The following is a 20119-nucleotide window of genomic DNA, read 5'->3' on the forward strand; positions in this document are numbered from 1 at the left end:
GCCCGGTTACATTCCGAACCCGGAAGCTAAGCCTTTCAGCGCCGATGGTACTGCAGGGGGGACCCTGTGGGAGAGTAGGACGCCGCCGAACAATCATTGTGGGGAAGCCCCGCACCGTTATGGTGCGGGGCTTTTCCGCGTTCCGGGCCGGGCCGGGGTGCCGGGCATGGACCCTCTGTACGGGCCGGCTCGGCCTGACGGTAAAGTCAGGGGGCATCGTTGGCACGTTCCCCAGGAGGCACCCGGGTGGAGGTACAGGAGACCCGCGTTCAGACGGACCGGGTCCTCACCATCCCGAACATCCTGAGCATGGCTCGCCTCGTCGGTGTGCCGCTCTTCCTGTGGCTGATTCTCCGCCCGGTGTTCGGCGGACCGAATAGTGATGGCTGGGCGCTCCTGGTGCTGGCGTTCAGCGGTGTCAGCGACTATCTCGACGGGAAGCTCGCCCGTCGCTGGAACCAGATCAGCAGCCTCGGGCGTCTGCTGGATCCGGCGGCCGACCGCCTGTACATCCTTTCGACGCTCCTCGGGCTCACGTGGCGCGAGATCCTGCCGCTGTGGTTGACGGTCGCACTATTGGCCCGAGAGCTGATGCTGCTGGTGATGGTGGGAATCCTCCGCCGGCACGGCTATCCGCCCCCGCAGGTGAACTTCCTCGGCAAGGCGGCCACCTTCAACCTGATGTATGCCTTCCCCCTCCTGCTGCTCAGTGACGGAGACGGATGGCTGGCATCACTCGCAGAAGTTTTCGGGTGGGCGTTCGCCGGATGGGGTACAACTCTCTATTGGTGGGCAGGGATCCTGTATGTGGTCCAGGTCCGCCGACTTGTCAAGGCGGATACCACGGCCGATTGAGCCTGTCTGTGTCTCTGGTGAAGCGCGGCGATTCACCGCCGCGTCCGTATGACGCGAGAGGGCCAGTAACCGGATGGGTGCAGTCGGCTAGACCGTCGTCTCTGCAAGGAGGACGCTTCCGACATGAAAGCCGTTGTGATGGCTGGCGGCGAAGGCACGCGCCTTCGCCCCATGACCTCGAGCATGCCCAAGCCACTCCTGCCGGTGGCCAACCGGCCGATCATGGAGCACGTGCTGCGGCTGCTCAAGCGGCATGGGCTCAATGAGACCGTTGTTACCGTGCAGTTCCTCGCCTCGCTCGTAAAGAACTACTTCGGTGACGGCGAAGAGCTGGGCATGGAGCTCACCTATGCCAATGAGGAGAAGCCACTCGGCACCGCGGGGAGTGTCAAGAACGCCGAGGAGGCGCTGAAGGACGATGCCTTCCTCGTCATCTCCGGTGACGCGCTCACCGATTTCGACCTGACGGACCTCATCAGGTTCCACAAGGAGAAGGGCGCGCTGGTGACGGTGTGCCTGACCCGGGTGCCGAACCCGCTGGAATTCGGCATCACGATCGTGGACGAGGAAGGAAAGGTGGAGCGCTTCCTGGAGAAGCCCACCTGGGGTCAGGTCTTCTCGGACACGGTCAACACGGGCATCTACGTGATGGAGCCGGAGGTCTTCGACTACGTCCAGCCCGACGTGCCCGTCGACTGGTCCGGCGATGTCTTCCCGCAGCTGATGAAGGAAGGCAAGCCGATCTACGGCTACATCGCCGAGGGCTACTGGGAGGACGTCGGTACCCACGAGAGCTATGTGAAGGCCCAGGCCGACGTCCTCGAGGGCAAGGTGGACGTCCAGCTCGACGGCTTCGAGATCTCCCCCGGAGTCTGGGTCGCCGAGGGCGCCGAGGTGCACCCCGACGCGGTGCTGCACGGGCCGCTGTACATCGGTGACTACGCCAAGATCGAAGCCGGTGTGGAGATCCGCGAACACACCGTCGTCGGATCGAACGTGGTCGTGAAGAGCGGCGCCTTCCTCCACAAGGCGGTTGTTCACGACAACGTCTACATCGGGCAGCACAGCAATCTGCGCGGCTGCGTGATCGGCAAGAACACCGACATCATGCGGGCCGCCCGGATCGAGGACGGCGCCGTCATCGGTGACGAGTGCCTCGTCGGGGAAGAATCGATCGTGCAGGGCAATGTGCGGGTCTACCCGTTCAAGACGATCGAAGCCGGAGCCTTCGTCAACACGTCCGTCATCTGGGAGTCCCGCGGACAGGCGCACCTCTTCGGAGCGCGCGGCGTCTCCGGGATCCTGAACGTGGAGATCACCCCCGAGCTGGCCGTGCGGCTCGCCGGGGCGTACGCCACCACGCTCAAGAAGGGCGCCACCGTCACCACGGCGCGTGACCACTCCCGGGGTGCGAGAGCCCTCAAGCGGGCCGTGATCTCCGCGCTGCAGGCCAGCGCCATCGATGTACGGGACCTGGAGAACGTGCCGCTGCCCGTGGCACGTGAGCAGACCGCGCGGGGAAGTGCCGGTGGCATCATGATCCGGACGTCCCCCGGTGTGCCCGACTCCGTGGACATCATGTTCTTCGACGAGCGGGGCGCCGACCTGTCGCAGGCGGGGCAGCGGAAGCTGGACCGCGTCTACGCGCGGCAGGAGTACCGGCGCGCCTTCCCGGGTGAGATCGGAGACCTGAGCTTCCCGTCCAGCGTCTTCGACTCGTACACCGGGTCCCTCCTGCGGAACGTCGACACGACCGGTATCGCCGAGGCCGGCCTCAAGGTCGTGGTCGATGCGTCCAACGGCAGCGCGGGACTCGTCCTGCCGAGCCTCCTCGGCCGGCTCCAGGTGGACTCGCTGACCATCAACCCGGGTCTCGACGAGTCCCGGCCCACGGAGACGGCGGAGTCCCGCCGGGCGGGCCTCGTACGGCTCGGCGAGATAGTGGCGTCGGCGCGGGCCGCCTTCGGCGTGCGGTTCGACCCCGTCGGTGAGCGGATCTCGCTGGTGGACGAGCGGGGCCGGATCATCGAGGACGACCGGGCGCTGCTGGTGCTGCTCGACCTGGTGGCCGCCGAGCGGCGCAGCGGTCGGGTCGCGCTCCCGGTGACCACGACGAGGATCGCCGAGCAGGTCGCGGCGTACCACGGCACCCAGGTGGACTGGACGACCACCTCCCCGGACGACCTGACGCGGGTGGGCCGCGAGGAGTCGACGATCTTCGGCGGCGACGGGCGCGGTGGGTTCATCGTCCCGGAGTTCAGCAGCGTCTTCGACGGTACGGCGGCGTTCGTGCGCCTGATCGGCCTGGTGGCGCGCACCCAGCTCACGCTCAGCCAGATCGACGCTCGCATACCCCGAGCCCATGTGCTGCGGCGGGACCTGGCCACTCCGTGGGCCGTCAAGGGTCTCGTGATGCGGCGGGTCGTGGAGGCGGCCGGGGACCGGCATGTCGACACGACCGACGGCGTACGCGTCGTGGAGGCCGACGGCCGGTGGGTGATGGTGCTGCCCGACCCGGCGGAGGCCGTCACCCATCTGTGGGCCGAGGGGCCGGACGACGCCTCCGCGCAGGCCCTGCTCGACGACTGGGCCGCGGTGGTGGAGAGCGCCGGCCGGTGAGCCGCTGAGGTCCATGTGCCGGGAGGTGCCCACGGGCGCCTCCCGGCTCTTCGGTGGGGCCATTCGGCGGTAGCGGCTGCGACGTGCGACGATGTGCGGCATGTCGCAGCCGCCCCCCGTTCGGAGCACAGGTTCACCGCCGCCGCGTCCCGATGCGTCCATGTCGCTGCTGACCAATGTCATGGACCATGCGCTCGACGACGGCTATGCGGAGGCCTCGGCCCGCAGAGCCGCCGAGGGCGGCGGTCTGCCCCGTACGCTGCGGGCCAAGCTGGGGCTCGCCGCCGGGCTCGTACTGGCCGCGGCGATCGTCACGCTCGGTGCGGCGCAGGCGCAGGTCGCGGCGCCCGTGGTGGCGAAGGAGCGCGAGGAGCTCATCGACCGCATCGAGTCGGAGACGTCGGCCGCCGACGGGCTCGAGGAGAAGATCGAGGCACTGCGCGCCGAGGTGGGGGAGCGCCAGCGCGAGGCGCTGCAGGAGCACGGGGGTGACCAGGGTGAACTGGTCGCGCTGCTCTCGGGTGCGACGGAGGTCCGCGGCCCGGGCGTCAAGCTGGTCGTCGACGACGCCAAGGACACCGAGCAGGGTGGTGACGGGCCCCGGGAGAGCAGTGGTTTCTCCGACACGGGACGGGTGCGCGACCGTGACATGCAGCGCGTGGTCAACGGGCTGTGGCAGTCGGGGGCCGAGGCGGTGGCCATCAACGGGCAGCGGCTGACCGCCCTGTCGGCGATCCGCGCGGCGGGCGACGCCATACTGGTCGACAACAAACCGCTGGTGCCGCCGTACACGGTGCTCGCGGTGGGGGACGGGAAGAAGCTGAGCACCGCGTTCCAGGACAGCGCCGACGGCCAGTACCTGCAGGCGCTGCAGGAGAACTTCGGGATCCGTACCAGCATCTCCGATCAGGAGCAGGTGCGTCTGCCGGCCGCGCCGAGCCTGATCGTACGTACAGCAGAGCCGAGGACCGCCGGAGCCGGGACGGGTGACGGGCGGGGCGCGGCAGACACAGGGAAGGGCACATCGTGATCGCCGTACTGGGCCTCGTCGTGGGAGTCGTGGTCGGGCTGTTCGTCAGGCCCGAGGTGCCTGCGGTCGTGGAGCCCTACCTGCCGATCGCCGTGGTGGCCGCGCTGGACGCGGTCTTCGGAGGGCTGAGGGCCATGCTCGACGGGATCTTCGTCGACAAGGTCTTCGTCGTGTCCTTCCTGTCGAACGTCGTCGTGGCGGCACTGATCGTGTTCCTGGGGGACAAGCTGGGGGTCGGCGCGCAGCTCTCCACGGGCGTGGTCGTGGTGCTGGGTATCCGCATCTTCTCCAACGCCGCCGCCATCCGGCGGCACGTGTTCCGGGCGTGAGGCCGATGAGCGACAACGAGCAGACACCCCAGCCGGACGAGGGCGCCGAGCAGAAGCCGCAGCGGAGCGCCGGCCCGAGCGGGAGCGACCAAAGCCAGAGCCAGAATCAGCAGCCGCAGCCGCAGCCGCAGCCGCAGCCGCAGCCGCAGCCGCAGCCCGATGTGCGGCCCACGCCGCAGACCGGGCGGCAGCGGCTGGTGGCCGGCCTGTGGCCGCCGCGCGTCACGCGCGCCCAACTCATCGTCGCCGTACTGCTGTTCATCCTCGGTCTCGGCCTGGCCATCCAGGTCCGTTCGACCAGCGACAACAGCGCCCTGCGCGGAGCCCGCCAGGAGGACCTGGTGCGGATCCTGGACGAGCTGGACGACCGCACGCAGCGGCTGGAGGACGAGAAGCGGCGCCTCGAGGACCAGCGCACCGAGCTGGTGAACAGCTCCGACCAGGCCGAAGAGGCGCGCAAGCAGACGCTGGAGAAGGAGCGTCAGCTGGGCATCCTCGCCGGTACGGTGGCGGCGCAGGGGCCGGGTATCACGCTCACCATCGCCAACGCCGGCGCGGTCGAGCCGGACATGCTGCTGGACGCGGTCCAGGAGCTGCGTGCGGCGGGTGCCGAGGCGATCCAGGTCAATGACGTCAGGGTCGTCGCGGACAGCTACATCTCGGGCGAGGCCGGGGACATCGAGGTGGACGGCCGGGACATCGCCGCGCCGTACCGCTTCAAGGTCATCGGGAAGCCCCAGGACCTGGAGCCGGCGCTGAACATCCCGGGCGGCGTCGTGCAGACGCTGGAAAAGGAGCAGGCCACCGCCACGGTGACCCGGTCGGAGAAGATCGTTGTTGATGCCTTGCGACCGGCGGAGCGGCCTGACTACGCTCGGTCGTCGTCGCAGTGAGGCGGGGGTGCATGGGGGTCGCGAGACAAGGGCATGAGGTTGCGGGGGGTCGGCGCATCACACATGTGGTGCGTGGTGGAAACTGTCCGGAGGATACGGACGTTGTGAGGGTGTCCGGGTCGGCAGGTGTGTTCAGTCAGGGTTCGTCCTGCCCCACGGGCGGGTCTGTTTCGTTCAAGGGGAATCGCCCGTGAAGTTGTTTGCGAAGTTGTTCGGCAAGAGCGCACGCGAGGACGGCAGCAGTGCCAAGCACCGCGCGCCGCGCCATGGCCAGGCGGAGGAGCAGGGCGGGGAGCGCCCGCTGTTCCGTGACGAGGTCGCCGGTCCGGGCGGTGTTCCCGGGGGACAGGGCGCGTCTGTTGACCCTGCCGGTTCCGGCCGCATAGGTTTCGGGGAACCATCGACCTCGAGTACGGGTGGAGACTCGCCCATGCCGGTTTGTACGAGGTGCGGGCACCGTAACGCCGAGGCGAGCCGGTTCTGCTCCAACTGCGGTGCGCCGCTGCGTCCGGGTGCCCCGGCCGAGCGCGCGTCCGAGACGACGTCCACGATCTCCATCTCCGGCCTGGAGGCGTACGACTCCGAGGCCACGGGCCAGACCCAGCTGCCGTCGCTGTCGCCCGAGGCGCAGGCGGCCGTGGAGGCACTGCCGCTCGGTTCGGCGCTCCTCGTGGTGCGCCGCGGGCCGAACTCGGGCAGCCGCTTCCTGCTGGACGCCGATCTGACCACGGCGGGCCGCCACCCGCAGAGCGACATCTTCCTGGACGACGTGACGGTGTCACGGCGTCATGTGGAGTTCCGCCGCTCGCCGGACGGGAGCTTCACGGTCGCGGACGTCGGCAGCCTCAACGGCACGTACGTCAACCGGGAGCGGATCGACTCGGTTCCGCTGTCGAACGGTGACGAGGTGCAGATCGGCAAGTACCGGCTGGTCTTCTACGCGAGCCAGCGGGGCGTGTGACCCGGCAGGGGAGGCCCATGCCACCACCACCGACGGGCGGTGCCGGACACGGCACCGCCGGTGCGGCGGACCAGCTGGTGAGCATCGGAACGGTGCTCAACCAGTTGCGCGAAGAGTTCCCCGAGGTGACCATCTCCAAGATCCGGTTCCTGGAGGCGGAGGGGCTCGTCGAACCGCAGCGGACGGCTTCCGGATACCGGAAGTTCAGTCCGGCGGATGTGGAGCGGCTGGCGCAGATCCTGCGGATGCAGCGGGATCACTACCTTCCCCTGAAGGTCATCCGGGAGCACCTCGACGCCGTGGAGCGCGGTGAGCAGGTGCGGCTGCCCGCGCCCGGTGCGTCGCGCGACGCGCAGGCCGGCAGCCCCTGGGAGGCGGACCAGGACGTCCCCACGGCCGCCCGGGTGGGCCGCGACGAGCTGCTCGCGGCCGCCGAGGTCGGCGAGGAGGAGCTGGCCGAGTGGGAGTCGTACGGCCTGATCACGCCCGTGGCGGAGGGTGCGTACGACGCCGAGGCGGTGACCATCGCGAAGCTGGTCGCGGATCTGGGCAGATTCGGCTTGGAACCGCGCCATCTGCGGGCGGTGAAAGCCGCCGCCGAGCGGGAGGCCGGGCTCGTCGAGCAGGTCGTCGCACCGCTGCGACGGCACCGGAATCCGCAGACCAGAGCCCATGCGGAGGCGACCGCGAAGGAGCTCGCGGCACTGTCCGTGCGGCTGCACGCGGCCCTGGTGCAGACGGCTCTGGGTGTCCGGTTGCACTGACGTCCGGCCGGGCTTCGACGGCCCCGACTACCCAAACCGGTCCAGCACGTCCTAGGGTTGCAATGTGAACGAGCTCGATGTTGTCGGTGTCCGGGTGGAAATGCCGTCCAACCAGCCGATCGTGCTCCTGCGTGAAGTGGGAGGGGATCGGTACCTCCCCATCTGGATCGGTCCAGGGGAGGCGACGGCGATCGCCTTCGCCCAGCAGGGCATGGCTCCCGCGCGGCCGCTCACCCACGACCTCTTCAAGGACGTGCTGGAGGCCGTGGGCCAGGAGCTGACCGAGGTCCGGATCACGGACCTGCGGGAAGGGGTCTTCTACGCGGAGCTGGTGTTCGCCAGCGGTGTCGAGGTGAGCGCGCGGCCGTCCGACGCCATAGCGCTCGCGCTGCGCACCGGCACGCCGATCTTCGGCAGTGACGGGGTGCTGGACGACGCCGGTATCGCGATCCCGGACGAGCAGGAGGACGAGGTGGAGAAGTTCCGCGAGTTCCTCGATCAGATCTCGCCCGAGGACTTCGGCACCAAGGGCCAGTGACGCGCCCGGCCGCGAGTACCGAGCCCTGCTCGGAGTGCTCGTTCCAGGGGCCGGGCCGCGCGCTGCGGTGACCGTGTGACCTGGCGGTCCGCCGGCCGGCCTGCCGGTGCGTGGCGGCCGCGGCGACAGTGCCGCGGAGGCGTCGTCAGCGCATCCGAGCATCTCTTCCCGCAACGGGGACACGAGAAACCACTCTCAGGGTGATTATCACTCGGCGTGCCGAGTGTGGCGATCGTTGACGCACCCCGGGTGACTGCCTACCGTCGAGATGGCAGGTCAAGGACGGAGGGTCGGCGTGATGAGCAGCGGCGACGGTGCGACTGGGGGGTTCCCCGGACGAAGTCTGGGGGAGAGCGGGCCGTATCCGCTTCACGCGAGTACGTCCGTCCACGGGAACGGCCAGGGGATCGCTCAGGGGGCGGCACGCGACAGCGCGGCCGATCCGGCGACCGAGACCATCGGCTACCGGGGGCCGACCGCGTGCGCGGCGGCCGGGATCACCTATCGGCAACTCGACTACTGGGCGCGTACGGGACTGGTCGAGCCGAGCGTGCGGCCCGCGTACGGGTCGGGAACGCAGCGTCTGTACAGCTTCCGGGACGTCGTCGTCCTCAAGATCGTGAAGCGCTTCCTGGACACCGGCGTCGCGCTGCAGAACATCCGCACCGCCGTGCAGCACCTGCGCGCCCGGGGCTTTCGGGACCTGGAGCGCATGACGCTGATGAGTGACGGTGCCACGGTCTACGAGTGCTCCTCGCCCGACGAGGTCGTGGACCTGCTCCAGGGCGGCCAGGGGGTCTTCGGGATCGCCGTGGGCGTGGTGTGGCGGGACGTCGAGGCGGCGCTCTCGCAGCTGCACGGGGAGCGCATCGACACCGGTGAGACGCTGGTCGGGCACAACCCCACCGACGAGCTCGCGCGCCGCAGGCGCGACAAGGCCGTCTGAGCCCCGGCGACGCCCGGCAGCCGCGCGGTGCGTTCGTACGCGCGTGCGGGCGATTGTCAGTGGCGTAGGGCAGCATCAGTGGTGTGAGACCCGCGCCGACGATCCTGCATCTGGACATGGATGCCTTCTTCGCCGCCGCCGAGCAGGCGGCGAAGCCGAGCCTGCGCGGGAAGCCCGTGGTGGTCGGCGGCCTCGGGCCGCGGGGGGTGGTCGCCACCGCGTCGTACGAGGCACGGCGCTTCGGGGTGCACTCGGCGATGCCGATGGCGCAGGCACGGCGCCTGGCGCCGAACGCCGCGTACCTGGTGCCGCGGTTCTCGCTCTACCGGGCCGTCAGCGACCAGGTGATGGAGCTGCTGCGCCGGCTGTCGCCGCTGGTGGAGCCGCTGAGCCTGGACGAGGCGTTCGTGGACCTGGAGGCCGGGGGCGTGGCCGCGGACGCGGTGGCGGCCCGCGCGACCGGTGAGCGGCTGCGCAGGGACATCCTGGAGGTCACGGGGCTGACCGGATCGGTCGGGCTGGCGGGGTCCAAGATGCTGGCGAAGATCGCTTCCGAGCAGGCCAAGCCGGACGGGCTGGTGCTCATCGAGCCCGGGACCGAGCGGGAGCTGCTGGGGCCGATGTCGGTCCGGATCCTGCCGGGAGTCGGCCCGGCAACGGGGGAGCACCTGCGGCGGGCCGGGATGACGACCGTCGCCGACCTGGCCGGGGCCGGCGAGGACGAGCTCGTACGGCTCCTGGGCAAGGCGCACGGGGTGTCGCTGCACCGGATGGCCCTCGGCTACGACGACCGGCCGGTGGTCGCCGAGCGGGACGCCAAGTCGGTCTCCGTGGAGGACACCTTCGACGTGGACCTGCACGACCGGGTACGGGTGCGCACGGAGGTGGAGCGGCTGGCCGACCGGTGCGTGAGCCGGCTGCGGGGGGCCGGGCGGTCGGGGCGGACGGTGGTGCTGAAGGTGCGGCGTTACGACTTCTCGACGCTCACCAGGTCCGAGACCCTGCGCGGACCGACCGACGACCCGGCGGTGGTGCGGGAGGCGGCGGCACGGCTGCTGGACGCCGTGGACACGACCGGGGGCGTACGGCTGCTGGGGGTCGGCGTGACGGGGCTCGCGGACTACACGCAGGAGGACCTGTTCGCCCAGGCCGCGGCGGAGGAGGAGGCGCGTACGGGGGGCGGCGCGGCGGCGGACGAGGCTCCGCCGGGCCCGGCGGAGCCGGCGGGCTCCGGACCGGGGCCGGACGGCCACGAGCCCGCCGGACCGGAGGAGCGGCGCTGGATGGCGGGCCAGGACGTGCGGCACGCGGAGTTCGGGGCGGGCTGGGTGCAGGGCAGCGGCCTGGGGCGCGTCACCGTGCGGTTCGAGGAGCCCGGCTCGGTACCGGGCCGGGTGCGCACGTTCCGTACCGACGACCCGGCCCTGGAGCCGGCGGACCCGCTGCCGCTGGTGCCCGGCGGGCCGCGGGTCCCGTCGGGCTGAGGCCGGGACGCCCCGCGCGCCCGCGGACGGGGCCGCCCGCGGGGGTCAGTCGTCCTGGTCGGCGAGGGTGCCGAAGTCCCGGGAGGCGGGCGGCGGGGGCGGCAGGGCCAAGTCGTAGTGGTGGTAGAGCTGGAGCTCCTGCTCGGGGGAGAGGTGCCGGCCGACACCGAAGTCCGGGGCGTCCTTGATCAGGGCGCGGTCGTAGGGGACGTGCAGGCCGTCGTCGGCGAGCTCGCTGGGGTCGAGGGGGATGAACGCGTCGCGGCCGAAGAGGCCGGTGCGGACGGCGGCCCACTCGGGGACGCCCGTCGCGTCGTCCAGGTACACCTCGTCGACGGTGCCGATCTTGTGGCCGTTGCGGTCGTACGCCTTGCGGCCGATCAGGCTCCGCGGATCGATGTCGGTCTGCACGGTCCCTCCAACGGGTCGCAACTGCGCTACACCACTACGAAAGTGCACATCGGTGACGTCGGCCACTCGAGGGATCGGGCCTGAACCACGCTGGTACGCTGGCAGCGGCTGTTGACCCCGCGCGGGAGAGTCCTCCGGAGAAACCTTTCGGAGGCGCCGAAGGAGCAAATCCTCCCCGGAATCTCTCAGGCACCCGGTACCGCGCGGACGAGGTCACTCTGGAAAGCAGGGCGGGCGTCGGACGGCATCCGCTCTCACCGACGGTGAAAGCCGGCCGCCCCCAGTGGCGCCCGGTGAAGCTCTCAGGTTGAGATGACAGAGGGGGAGGCCGTCCGGGCACCCGCGCCGTGGTGCCCCGCAGGTCGCATCGACCAGGAGGCCTCCTCAATGACCCCCAACCGCACACCGCTCTCCGTCCTCGAACAGGGCATCCCGTTCGAGCAGCGGCACATCGGGCCCGACGCCGAGGCCCGCGCCAAGATGCTCGCGCAGGTCGGCTACGGCTCGCTCGACGAGCTCACGGCCGCCGCGGTGCCGGACGTCATCAAGACGGCCGAGGCGCTCGGGCTGCCGGACGCCCGGACCGAGGCCGAGGTCCTGGCGGAGCTGCGCTCCCTCGCCGACCGCAACCAGGTGCTCGCGCCGATGATCGGCCTCGGGTACTACGGCACGTTCACCCCGCCGGTCATCCTGCGCAACGTCATGGAGAACCCGGCCTGGTACACCGCGTACACGCCGTACCAGCCGGAGATCTCGCAGGGCCGCCTGGAGGCGCTGCTCAACTTCCAGACCATGGTCGCCGACCTGACCGGGCTGCCGACGTCCGGCGCCTCGCTGCTCGACGAGGGCACCGCGGCCGCCGAGGCCATGTCGCTCGCCCGCCGGGTCGGCAAGGTCAAGGGCGGCGTCTTCCTGGTCGACGCCGACGCCCTGCCGCAGACCATCGCCGTCATCGAGACCCGTGCCGAGCCGGCCGGTGTCGAGGTCGTCGTCGCCGACCTCAGCGAGGGCATCCCGGCCGAGGTCGCCGAGCGGGGCGTCTTCGGCGTGCTGCTCCAGTACCCGGGCGCCTCGGGCGCGGTCCGTGACCTCAAGCCGGTGATCGACCGGGCCCACGAGCTCGGCGCGATCGTCACCGTCGCCGCCGACCTGCTCGCCCTGACCTTGCTGACCTCCCCCGGGGAGCTCGGCGCCGACATCGCCGTCGGCACGACCCAGCGCTTCGGTGTCCCGATGGGCTTCGGCGGCCCGCACGCCGGTTACATGGCCGTGCGCGAGAAGTTCGCCCGCAGCCTGCCGGGCCGGCTCGTCGGCGTCTCCGTGGACGCGGACGGCAACAAGGCGTACCGCCTCGCGCTGCAGACCCGCGAGCAGCACATCCGCCGCGAGAAGGCCACCAGCAACATCTGCACCGCGCAGGTCCTGCTCGCCGTCATGGCCGGCATGTACGCGGTCTACCACGGCCCCGAGGGCCTGCAGCAGATCGCCCGGCGCGTCCACCGGTACGCCGTCCTCCTCGCCGAGGGACTGCGCGCCGGCGGGGCGGACGTCGTCCACGGCGCCTTCTTCGACACCGTCACCGTGCGGGTGCCGGGCAAGGCCGCCGAGATCGTCGCCGCCGCCCGTGAGAACGGCGTCAACCTGCGCCTCGTCGACGGCGACCACGTCTCCGCCGCCTGCGACGAGACCACCGGCCGGGCCCAGCTCGCCGCCGTGTGGGACGCCTTCGGCGTGAGCGCCGACGTCGAGGAGCTCGACGCCGCCACCGCCGACACGCTGCCCGAGGAGCTGCTGCGCTCCGACGCGTACCTGACCCACCCGGTCTTCCACGCGTACCGCTCCGAGACGTCCATGCTGCGCTACCTGCGCAAGCTCGCCGACCGCGACTACGCGCTGGACCGCGGCATGATCCCGCTCGGCTCGTGCACCATGAAGCTGAACGCGACCACCGAGATGGAGCCGGTGACCTGGCCGGAGTTCGGCCAGATGCACCCCTTCGCGCCGGCCGACCAGGCGCAGGGCTACCTCACCCTCATCCGTGAGCTGGAGGAGCGCCTCGCCGAGGTCACCGGCTACGACAAGGTGTCGATCCAGCCCAACGCCGGCTCCCAGGGCGAGCTGGCCGGTCTGCTGGCGGTCCGCGCGTACCACCGGGCCAACGGCGACACGCAGCGCACCGTCTGCCTGATCCCGTCGTCCGCCCACGGCACCAACGCGGCCAGCGCCGTGATGGCCGGCATGAAGGTCGTCGTGGTCAGGACCGCCGACGACGGCGAGATCGACGTCGAGGACCTGCGCGCCAAGATCGAGCAGTACCGCGACGAGCTGTCCGTCCTGATGATCACCTACCCGTCGACGCACGGCGTCTTCGAGGAGCACGTCGCCGACATCTGCGCCCAGGTGCACGAGGCGGGCGGCCAGGTGTACGTGGACGGTGCCAACCTCAACGCGCTGGTCGGGCTGGCGAAGCCGGGCGAGTTCGGCGGCGACGTCTCCCACCTGAACCTGCACAAGACCTTCTGCATCCCGCACGGCGGTGGCGGCCCCGGTGTCGGCCCGGTGGGTGTGCGGGCGCACCTCGCCCCGTACCTGCCCAACCACCCGCTGCAGCCGAGCGCCGGTCCCGAGACGGGCGTCGGCCCGATCTCGGCCGCCCCGTGGGGTTCGGCCGGCATCCTGCCGATCTCCTGGGCGTACGTCCGGCTCATGGGCGGCGAGGGCCTCAAGCGCGCCACGCAGGTCGCGGTGCTGGCGGCGAACTACATCGCCAAGCGGCTGGAGCCGCACTACCCGGTGCTGTACACGGGTCCGGCCGGGCTGGTCGCGCACGAGTGCATCATCGACCTGCGGCCGATCTCCAAGGCGACCGGCGTCAGCGTCGACGACATCGCCAAGCGGCTGATCGACTACGGCTTCCACGCGCCGACCATGTCGTTCCCGGTGGCCGGCACGCTGATGATCGAGCCCACCGAGAGCGAGGACCTGGCCGAGCTCGACCGGTTCTGCGACACCATGATCGCCATCCGCGGCGAGATCGAGAAGGTCGCGGCCGGTCAGTGGCCCGCGGAGGACAACCCGCTGCGCAACGCGCCGCACACCGCGGCCGCGCTGGGCGGCGAGTGGACGCACGCGTACAGCCGTGAGGTGGCGGTCTTCCCCGCCGGGGTGTCCGCCGCGGACAAGTACTGGCCGCCGGTGCGCCGGATCGACGGCGCGTTCGGCGACCGCAACCTGGTCTGCTCCTGCCCGCCGCTGGACGAGTACGACAACTGAGCGGGTAGCGCCGGTACAACGTGACGAGGGCCGGTACGGATCACTCCGTACCGGCCCTCGTCATGTGCGGTGGCCGTCCGCTCAGGCGGCCGTCATGACGTGCGCGGTGCCGAGTGGCCGGTGCGGTGCGATCACCTGGCCGTCCGGCAGCAGTTCGCCGGTGTCCTCGAAGAGGAGGACGCCGTTGCACAGCAGGCTCCAGCCCTGCTCCGGGTGGTGCGCCACCAGGCGGGCCGCCTCCCGGTCGGCGGAGTCGGCGGTCGGGCAGGGTGGCTGGTGCTGGCACATGGGTGGGTTCTTTCGCTGCGATGTGGTGTCTGTCCTGCGGCTCGATGCGGTGTTCATTACCGCCCCCCGTTGAGTGTCGGTCGCTCGGTCCCAGTCTTGCCCCACGGGCGTCGATCCGCAGGGATTTCGCTGCACCGCTTCCTACTGCGTTATGACGTATCACCCGCGAGGATGGTTCAGCTCAACCCCCCTGTCCCTTCGGGTGGTTCGGAGTGGTGCCAGTGGGCTAGTCCGTACGGGCCACACGGCGCCGGGTCACGCGGTTGACTCCAGCAGCGGCGGTGGCGCGACGCGCAGCGTGAGCACCGGGAGCAGGTCCGCCACGCGGTACGGGAAGTGGGCCGCGATCCCCGGCGGCGCGGGCGCCAGCGGAACCAGGAGGTCCGTCGGGGCCGGGCTCCCCGCCGCCGGATCGGCGTCCGGGTCGGCGTGCAGCCACAGGGTCAGCATGTAGAGCTCCGGCACGGACAGCAGCCGGGGCTGGTACGGCGTGGTCATGGTCTCGGCCTGGCGCAGGGCGCGTTCGGTCGAGGCGAGGTAGGGCCCTTCGAAGAAGTGCGAGAAGGACCAGCCGTCGGAGGTGAGCCTGGTGTCCGCGGCGGCGACGGGCCGGTCGCCGCCGCGGATCAGGAACCGCCAGCCGGCCAGCCGGGTGCGCGGTGCGCCGGCGGGTGGAACGATCTGGTCACGTACGTCCAACACGTGCACGGGCAAAGGTAGTTCGGGGCTCAGCGGTCCCTGGACGGACCGCAGGGCGGGGGTGTGGGCCTCACGGACGGCGGTGGAACCGAGAGCCATGAGGACACTGCGAAGGGCGGGCGCGGGGGCCTGGGAGACGTGGAGCGGCATGGTGGGTCGCCTCTCACTCAAGAGACAGGTGATGCGGGGGAGGTGCGGACGGCACTGTCAGCGACGGGGCCGGAGGGGGCCGATGGGCCAGGGGCCGGGCGCCGACTCTCTGCCTCGTCCGCGGAGTTTATACGACGCGTGTTCACGCGAAGTTTCCGCTAGCTGTCGGCGTTATTACGAGCAAGCCCGGATCAGGACTTCGTTTTGCGGAGTTCCTGCGGATTTCCCGTGAACCCGGGGCTCCGGCCTGCGGTGCCGTCCCCGACGCGGTCGGCCGAATCTCGCCGGCCTCTCGCCGGTCCTTTTCACCGGGCCTCGGCCGGCGGTAAGTGCCCGCTGCCACGTGCCGCCGGAATGTGCCGGACGGTCTTCCTTTACAGACTACCGGCCATGCGGTGCCCGCGGGGGCGTTACAGATCAGTCCGGCTGGGCATTATCGTCCGTGACGCGGAGGTCCACGCCGCGCGCCGCCCACGAGGAGGGACGCTTCGATGGGGGAGAAGGTCGTGGCAGGCGGTTTCGACCTGTCCGATCGGCAGAGGTACCGCCGGAAGCTGCAACAGTGTCTGGCCGCCCTCGAGCGCCTCCTCGCCGAGAAGAGGTTCGACCGCCCGAAGAATCTGATGGGCCTGGAGATCGAACTCAATCTGGCGGGCTCGGACGGTATGCCCCGGATGATGAATGCCGAGGTGCTGGAGCGTATCGCGAGCCGGGATTTCCAGACCGAACTCGGAATGTTCAACCTGGAAGTCAATATCGCCCCGCACCGGCTCGGCGGCCGGGTATTCGATCAGCTCGCCGAGGAGCTGCGCACCGGTCTCGGCTACGCGCACCGCAAGGCGAAGGAGGTCGACGCCGGGATCGTGATGATCGGAATTCTCCCGACGCTCGTGGAGGAGGATCTGGTCTCGGGGAACCTCTCGGACGTCGACCGTTACATGCTGCTCAACGACCAGATCGTCGCCGCGCGCGGCGAGGACTTCACGCTCGACATCGACGGTGTGGAGCGCCTCAGCTCCACGGCCAGCTCCATCGCCCCCGAGGCGGCCTGCACCTCCGTGCAGCTGCACCTCCAGGTCACACCGACGCGCTTCCCGGACGTGTGGAACGCCGCGCAGGCCGTCGCCGCCGTGCAGATCGCGGTGGGTGCCAACGCTCCGTTCCTCTTCGGTCGCGAGCTGTGGCGCGAGTCCCGGCCGCCGCTGTTCACGCAGGCCACCGACACACGGCCGCCCGAGCTCCAGGCGCAGGGCGTACGGCCGCGCACCTGGTTCGGCGAGCGGTGGGTCAGCTCGGCGTACGAGCTGTTCGAGGAGAACGTGCGGTACTTCCCCGCGCTCCTGCCCATCTGCGACGACGAGGACCCGCTGCGGGTGGTCGACGACGGCGGCGTGCCGTCCCTTCAGGAGCTGGTCCTGCTCAACGGCACGGTGTACCGCTGGAACCGCCCCGTGTACGGCGTCATGGACGGCGTCCCGCACCTCAGGGTGGAGAACCGGGTGCTGCCGGCGGGGCCGACGGTCGACGACGTGCTGGCCAACGCCGCGTTCTACTACGGCCTGGTGCGTGCGCTCGCGGAGGAGCCCCGGCCGGTGTGGAAGCGGCTGCCGTTCGCCGATGCCGCCGCCAACTTCGACACCGCCTGCCGGTACGGCATCGACGCCGAGCTGCGCTGGCCGCGACAGGGGCGCAGCGGCGGGACGACCACCGTTCCGGCCGTGAAGCTGGTGCGGGACGAGCTGCTGCCGCTCGCGGCGGCGGGCCTGGACGCGTGGGGCATCGAGCGGGGCGACCGGGACCGCTACCTCGGGATCATCGAGGAGCGGTGCAGGCGCCGGACGAACGGCGCCACCTGGCAGGTCGAGACCTTCCACCGCGCCTTGGAGGCGGGCCTCGGGCGCGAGGCGGCGCTGGCCGCCACCACCCGCCGCTACTGCGAGCTGATGCGGCGCGGCGATCCCGTGCACACCTGGCCGGTGGGCTTCCCGGCGCCGCGCGGGTGACGGTCCGGGCGCCGCTGATGCGGTAGCCGCGGGCGCGCGCCGCCGCCTGCCCGTCCACGGCGGAACCGGCCCGGGAGAGTCGCGGGCGACTGCCGCGCGTACCTTACGGGTGGGCACGGCGGCGCCGTACCCGCCCGCCTCCGGCCGTCGCGCCGTCGTCGGGCAAGCTGTGCCGTGTGCCTGCGGGCGGGCGGTGTGCCGTGGGCGGGCCGGCTGCCTGCGGCCGGCCGGGTGCCTTCGGGCGGGGCGATGGTGAAGTGGAGGCAGGTGTGCAGGCAGAGGCGGGGCGCGTGGCCGGTCCCCTTGCGGAGGGAGGTCCCTCCCGGAAGGTCTTGCGGTCGGAGCTGCTGCTCGTACTGGCGCTCTCGCTGGGGGCGAGTGCGGTCGCCTCGCTGATCAGCTTCACCGGTGCGCTGACGAAACCGGGCGGGCTGAAGGACCAGGCCGCCTACCTGAACAGCTCGGCCGCTCCGGGGCGGCCGTGGCTGGATCTGGCGTGGCAGCTGTTCGGGATCGCGACCGCGCTCGTGCCAGTGGTGCTCGTGGCGCACCTGCTCCTGCGGGAGGGGACGGGTCTGCGGGCCCTCGGCTTCGACCGCCGCAGGCCGTGGGGCGACCTGGGCCGCGGGGCGCTGGTCGCGGCCGCCATCGGCAGCGCCGGACTGGCCTTCTACCTGGTGGCGCGGGCGGCGGGGTTCAACCTGACCGTGGTTCCCGAGTCGCTGCCGCCGGTGTGGTGGAAGTACCCCGTGCTGGTGCTCTCGGCGGTGCAGAACTCCGTGGTGGAGGAGGTCATCGTCGTCGGGTACCTGCTGCGCCGGCTCGGGCAGCTGGGGTGGTCGCCGATGGCGGCGCTGGTGGCGAGCTCGGTGCTGCGCGGCTCGTACCACCTGTACCAGGGCATCGGCGGCTTCATCGGCAACGTGGTGATGGGCGCGGTGTTCGTGCTGCTGTACCGGCGGTGGGGCCGGGTCGGTCCGCTGGTGGCGGCGCACGCGCTGCTCGACATCGTGGCGTTCGTCGGGTACGCGGTGCTGAAAGGGCAGGTGGCATGGCTGCCCGGCGGGTGAGCTGACGGAGGAGACCGAAGGGGGCGTACGGCATCCGCCGTACGCCCCCTTCGCCGTGCCGGCCGGGGCGCGGCCTCTCAGGTCAGGAGGTCGCCCTCGATGACCGTCACCGCGCTGCCGGTGAGGAGCGTGCGCTCGCCGCGCAGTGCGGTGCGCACCAGTCCGGTGCGCGCCCCGCCCTGGAACCCGGTCAGCTCGTCGCGCCCGGAGCGGGCCGACCAGAAGGGGGCGAGCGCGGTGTGCGCACTGCCCGTGACCGGGTCCTCGTCGATCCCGAGCGCCGGGAAGAAGCAGCGGGAGACGAAGTCGTAGCCGCGCGCCGGGTCGTCCGCCGCGGCCGTGGCGATGATGCCCCGGTCCGACATGGTGGCCAGCGCCGCGAGGTCCGGCGTCAGGGACCGTACGGCCCGCTCGTCCGCCAGCTCCACCAGCAGGTCGCCGATGTGGGCGGCGGTGTCGTGCACGGACACCACCTCAGCGCCCAGCGCCTTCGCGAGCCCGTCGGGCGCGGGTACCGGCGTCAGCGCCGAGGTCGGGAAGTCCATGGTGATCGAGCCGTCCTCGGCGGCGTCGGCCGACAGGATCCCGCAGCGCGCCGCGAAGCGGACCGTGCCGGTCGCGCGGCCGGTGGTGTGCAGCACGTGGGCGGTGGCCAGGGTCGCGTGGCCGCACATGTCCACCTCGGCGACCGGGGTGAACCAGCGCAGCGCCCAGTCGGCCTCACCGCCGGCCGGGAGGGGGTGGGCGAAGGCGGTCTCGGAGAGGTTGACCTCGGCGGCCACCGCCTGGAGCCAGTGGTCGTCCGGGAAGGCGTCGAGGAGCAGGACGCCCGCCGGGTTGCCGGAGAAGGGGCGGTCGGTGAAGGCGTCGACGATTCGAATCCGCATGGACACGACGTTAGGGGTGCCGGGAAGCCGCAGGCCAAGGCCAATTCGCGTTTTCTGGCCCGGGAACGATTGCCCGACGACCTATTCCGATATATCGTTGAAGCATCGCGACAGATCATCGGTGGAAGGAGTGTCAGCGATGCGTTCCCATGGACACGGACAGGGCCCCGAGCACGAGCACGGCCGGGGGCACGGTCACTGCGGCCCCGGCCATCGCGGCTGGGGCGAGCGGCGCGGGGACTTCGAGGGCCTGCGCGCGGCCTTCGGTCCGTTCGGACCGGGCTTCGGCGGCGGTCCGTTCGGCGGAGGTCCTTTCGGGGGCGGCCCCTTCGGCGGTGGCCGGGGTCGCGGAGGCGGCCGGGGCAGGGCGCGGCGCGGCGATGTCCGCGCCTCGATCCTGGCGCTGCTGAAGGACCGCCCGATGCACGGCTACGAGATGATCCGGGAGATCGCCGAGCGCAGTGGCGGGGCCTGGCGGCCCAGCCCGGGCTCGGTCTACCCGACCCTCCAGTTGCTGGAGGACGAGGGCCTGATCGTCAGCGAGAGCGAAGGCGGCAAGAAGCTGTTCACGCTCAGCGAGACCGGGCGGGCCGAGGCGGAGGCGGGGCCGGAGGCCCCTTGGGAGGAGCCGGGGCGCGGCGTCGACTGGGAGGCCCTGAGCGAGGTGCGGCAGGCCGGCTTCGGTCTGTTCGAAGCCTTCGGGCAGGTCTGGAAGACCGGTGACGCCGAGCAGCGGCAGAAGGCGCTGGCCGTCGTCAACGAGGCCCGGAAGAAGCTGTATCTCATCCTCGCCGACGAGCACTGAGGCGACCGCCGTTCCCGCGCCGGGGGGGGGGGGGGGGGGGGGGGGGGGGGGGGGGGGGGGGGGGGGGGGGGGGGGGGGGGGGGGGGGGGGGGGGGGGGGGGGGGGGGGGGGGGG

Annotated in this window: 18 protein-coding genes, 1 rRNA gene and 1 riboswitch; of the genes, 15 read left to right on the top strand and 4 right to left on the bottom strand. The window is 71.3% G+C overall.

All coding sequences use genetic code 11. From position 1 onward, the window contains the following. The 11 genes from rrf to ACIA79_RS33150 form a co-directional block, all read left to right on the top strand. Positions 1-91, top strand: a 5S ribosomal RNA gene (rrf, locus tag ACIA79_RS33100); the annotation flags it as partial. A 155-nt stretch (positions 92-246) separates the two neighbouring features. Then, positions 247-855, top strand: coding sequence for a CDP-alcohol phosphatidyltransferase family protein (locus tag ACIA79_RS33105; protein WP_399432132.1), 609 nt, complete (start codon positions 247-249; stop codon positions 853-855). Between the two features lie 123 nt (positions 856-978). Further along, positions 979-3474, top strand: coding sequence for a sugar phosphate nucleotidyltransferase (locus ACIA79_RS33110; RefSeq protein ID WP_399432133.1), 2496 nt, complete (start codon positions 979-981; stop codon positions 3472-3474). A gap of 100 nt (positions 3475-3574) precedes the next feature. Continuing rightward, positions 3575-4504, top strand: a complete 930-nt coding sequence (locus tag ACIA79_RS33115) for a DUF881 domain-containing protein (RefSeq protein WP_399432134.1) — start codon at positions 3575-3577, stop codon at positions 4502-4504. Beyond that, complete coding sequence (locus ACIA79_RS33120) at positions 4501-4833, top strand: small basic family protein (RefSeq protein WP_031069011.1); 333 nt, start codon at positions 4501-4503, stop codon at positions 4831-4833. The genes ACIA79_RS33115 and ACIA79_RS33120 overlap by 4 nt, the downstream gene beginning before the upstream one ends. Positions 4834-4838: 5 nt before the next feature. Further along, the gene (locus ACIA79_RS33125) at positions 4839-5726 is read left to right on the top strand and encodes a DUF881 domain-containing protein (RefSeq protein ID WP_399432135.1); all 888 of its coding nucleotides are present in this window, start codon (positions 4839-4841) and stop codon (positions 5724-5726) included. A 190-nt stretch (positions 5727-5916) separates the two neighbouring features. Then, positions 5917-6687 carry an FHA domain-containing protein gene (locus tag ACIA79_RS33130; protein WP_399432136.1) on the top strand — a complete coding sequence of 257 codons (771 nt, stop codon included), beginning with the start codon at positions 5917-5919 and terminating at the stop codon, positions 6685-6687. Between the two features lie 17 nt (positions 6688-6704). Next, on the top strand, positions 6705-7451 hold the full coding sequence (locus ACIA79_RS33135) for a MerR family transcriptional regulator (protein WP_399432137.1): 747 nt from the start codon (positions 6705-6707) through the stop codon (positions 7449-7451). 64 nt (positions 7452-7515) lie between these two features. Further along, positions 7516-7989 carry a bifunctional nuclease family protein gene (locus ACIA79_RS33140; RefSeq protein ID WP_031071530.1) on the top strand — a complete coding sequence of 158 codons (474 nt, stop codon included), beginning with the start codon at positions 7516-7518 and terminating at the stop codon, positions 7987-7989. Positions 7990-8284: 295 nt separating this feature from the next. Then, entirely contained in the window at positions 8285-8935 is a 651-nt protein-coding gene (locus tag ACIA79_RS33145; RefSeq protein WP_399432147.1) for a MerR family transcriptional regulator, read from the top strand. Positions 8936-9018: 83 nt separating this feature from the next. Continuing rightward, on the top strand, positions 9019-10419 hold the full coding sequence (locus ACIA79_RS33150; RefSeq protein ID WP_399432138.1) for a DNA polymerase IV: 1401 nt from the start codon (positions 9019-9021) through the stop codon (positions 10417-10419). Positions 10420-10464: 45 nt separating this feature from the next. Here the strand turns inward: ACIA79_RS33150 and ACIA79_RS33155 are convergent, their stop codons facing one another. After that, positions 10465-10830, bottom strand: coding sequence for a PRC-barrel domain-containing protein (locus ACIA79_RS33155; protein ID WP_399432139.1), 366 nt, complete (start codon positions 10828-10830; stop codon positions 10465-10467). 112 nt (positions 10831-10942) lie between these two features. Next, positions 10943-11042, top strand: a riboswitch (glycine riboswitch). Between the two features lie 175 nt (positions 11043-11217). Here ACIA79_RS33155 and gcvP point away from each other — a divergent pair. Then, the gene (gcvP, locus tag ACIA79_RS33160; protein WP_399432140.1) at positions 11218-14103 is read left to right on the top strand and encodes an aminomethyl-transferring glycine dehydrogenase; all 2886 of its coding nucleotides are present in this window, start codon (positions 11218-11220) and stop codon (positions 14101-14103) included. An 81-nt stretch (positions 14104-14184) separates the two neighbouring features. Here gcvP and ACIA79_RS33165 read toward each other — a convergent pair whose 3' ends face one another. Together ACIA79_RS33165 and ACIA79_RS33170 are read right to left on the bottom strand one after the other, a co-directional pair. Continuing rightward, a complete protein-coding gene (locus ACIA79_RS33165) occupies positions 14185-14391 on the bottom strand; it encodes a DUF5999 family protein (protein WP_399432141.1) in 207 nt (68 codons plus the stop codon). 255 nt (positions 14392-14646) lie between these two features. Next, positions 14647-15240, bottom strand: a complete 594-nt coding sequence (locus tag ACIA79_RS33170) for a hypothetical protein (RefSeq protein WP_399432142.1) — start codon at positions 15238-15240, stop codon at positions 14647-14649. Positions 15241-15731: 491 nt separating this feature from the next. Here ACIA79_RS33170 and ACIA79_RS33175 point away from each other — a divergent pair, with 491 nt between their 5' ends. Both ACIA79_RS33175 and ACIA79_RS33180 read left to right on the top strand, forming a co-directional pair. Continuing rightward, positions 15732-17243 carry a glutamate--cysteine ligase gene (locus ACIA79_RS33175; RefSeq protein ID WP_399432143.1) on the top strand — a complete coding sequence of 504 codons (1512 nt, stop codon included), beginning with the start codon at positions 15732-15734 and terminating at the stop codon, positions 17241-17243. A 269-nt stretch (positions 17244-17512) separates the two neighbouring features. Then, entirely contained in the window at positions 17513-18313 is an 801-nt protein-coding gene (locus ACIA79_RS33180) for a CPBP family intramembrane glutamic endopeptidase (protein WP_399432144.1), read from the top strand. A gap of 77 nt (positions 18314-18390) precedes the next feature. On the opposite strand, the gene ACIA79_RS33185 is transcribed toward ACIA79_RS33180, so the two are convergent. Beyond that, entirely contained in the window at positions 18391-19200 is an 810-nt protein-coding gene (locus ACIA79_RS33185) for a PhzF family phenazine biosynthesis protein (RefSeq protein WP_399432145.1), read from the bottom strand. Between the two features lie 139 nt (positions 19201-19339). On the opposite strand from ACIA79_RS33185, the gene ACIA79_RS33190 reads away from it, so the two are divergent. Beyond that, a complete protein-coding gene (locus ACIA79_RS33190) occupies positions 19340-20005 on the top strand; it encodes a PadR family transcriptional regulator (protein ID WP_399432146.1) in 666 nt (221 codons plus the stop codon). The last annotated feature ends 114 nt before the right edge of the window (positions 20006-20119 follow it).

Origin of the sequence: Streptomyces sp. NPDC051310, assembly GCF_044455245.1 — a bacterium.
GTDB lineage: Bacteria > Actinomycetota > Actinomycetes > Streptomycetales > Streptomycetaceae > Streptomyces.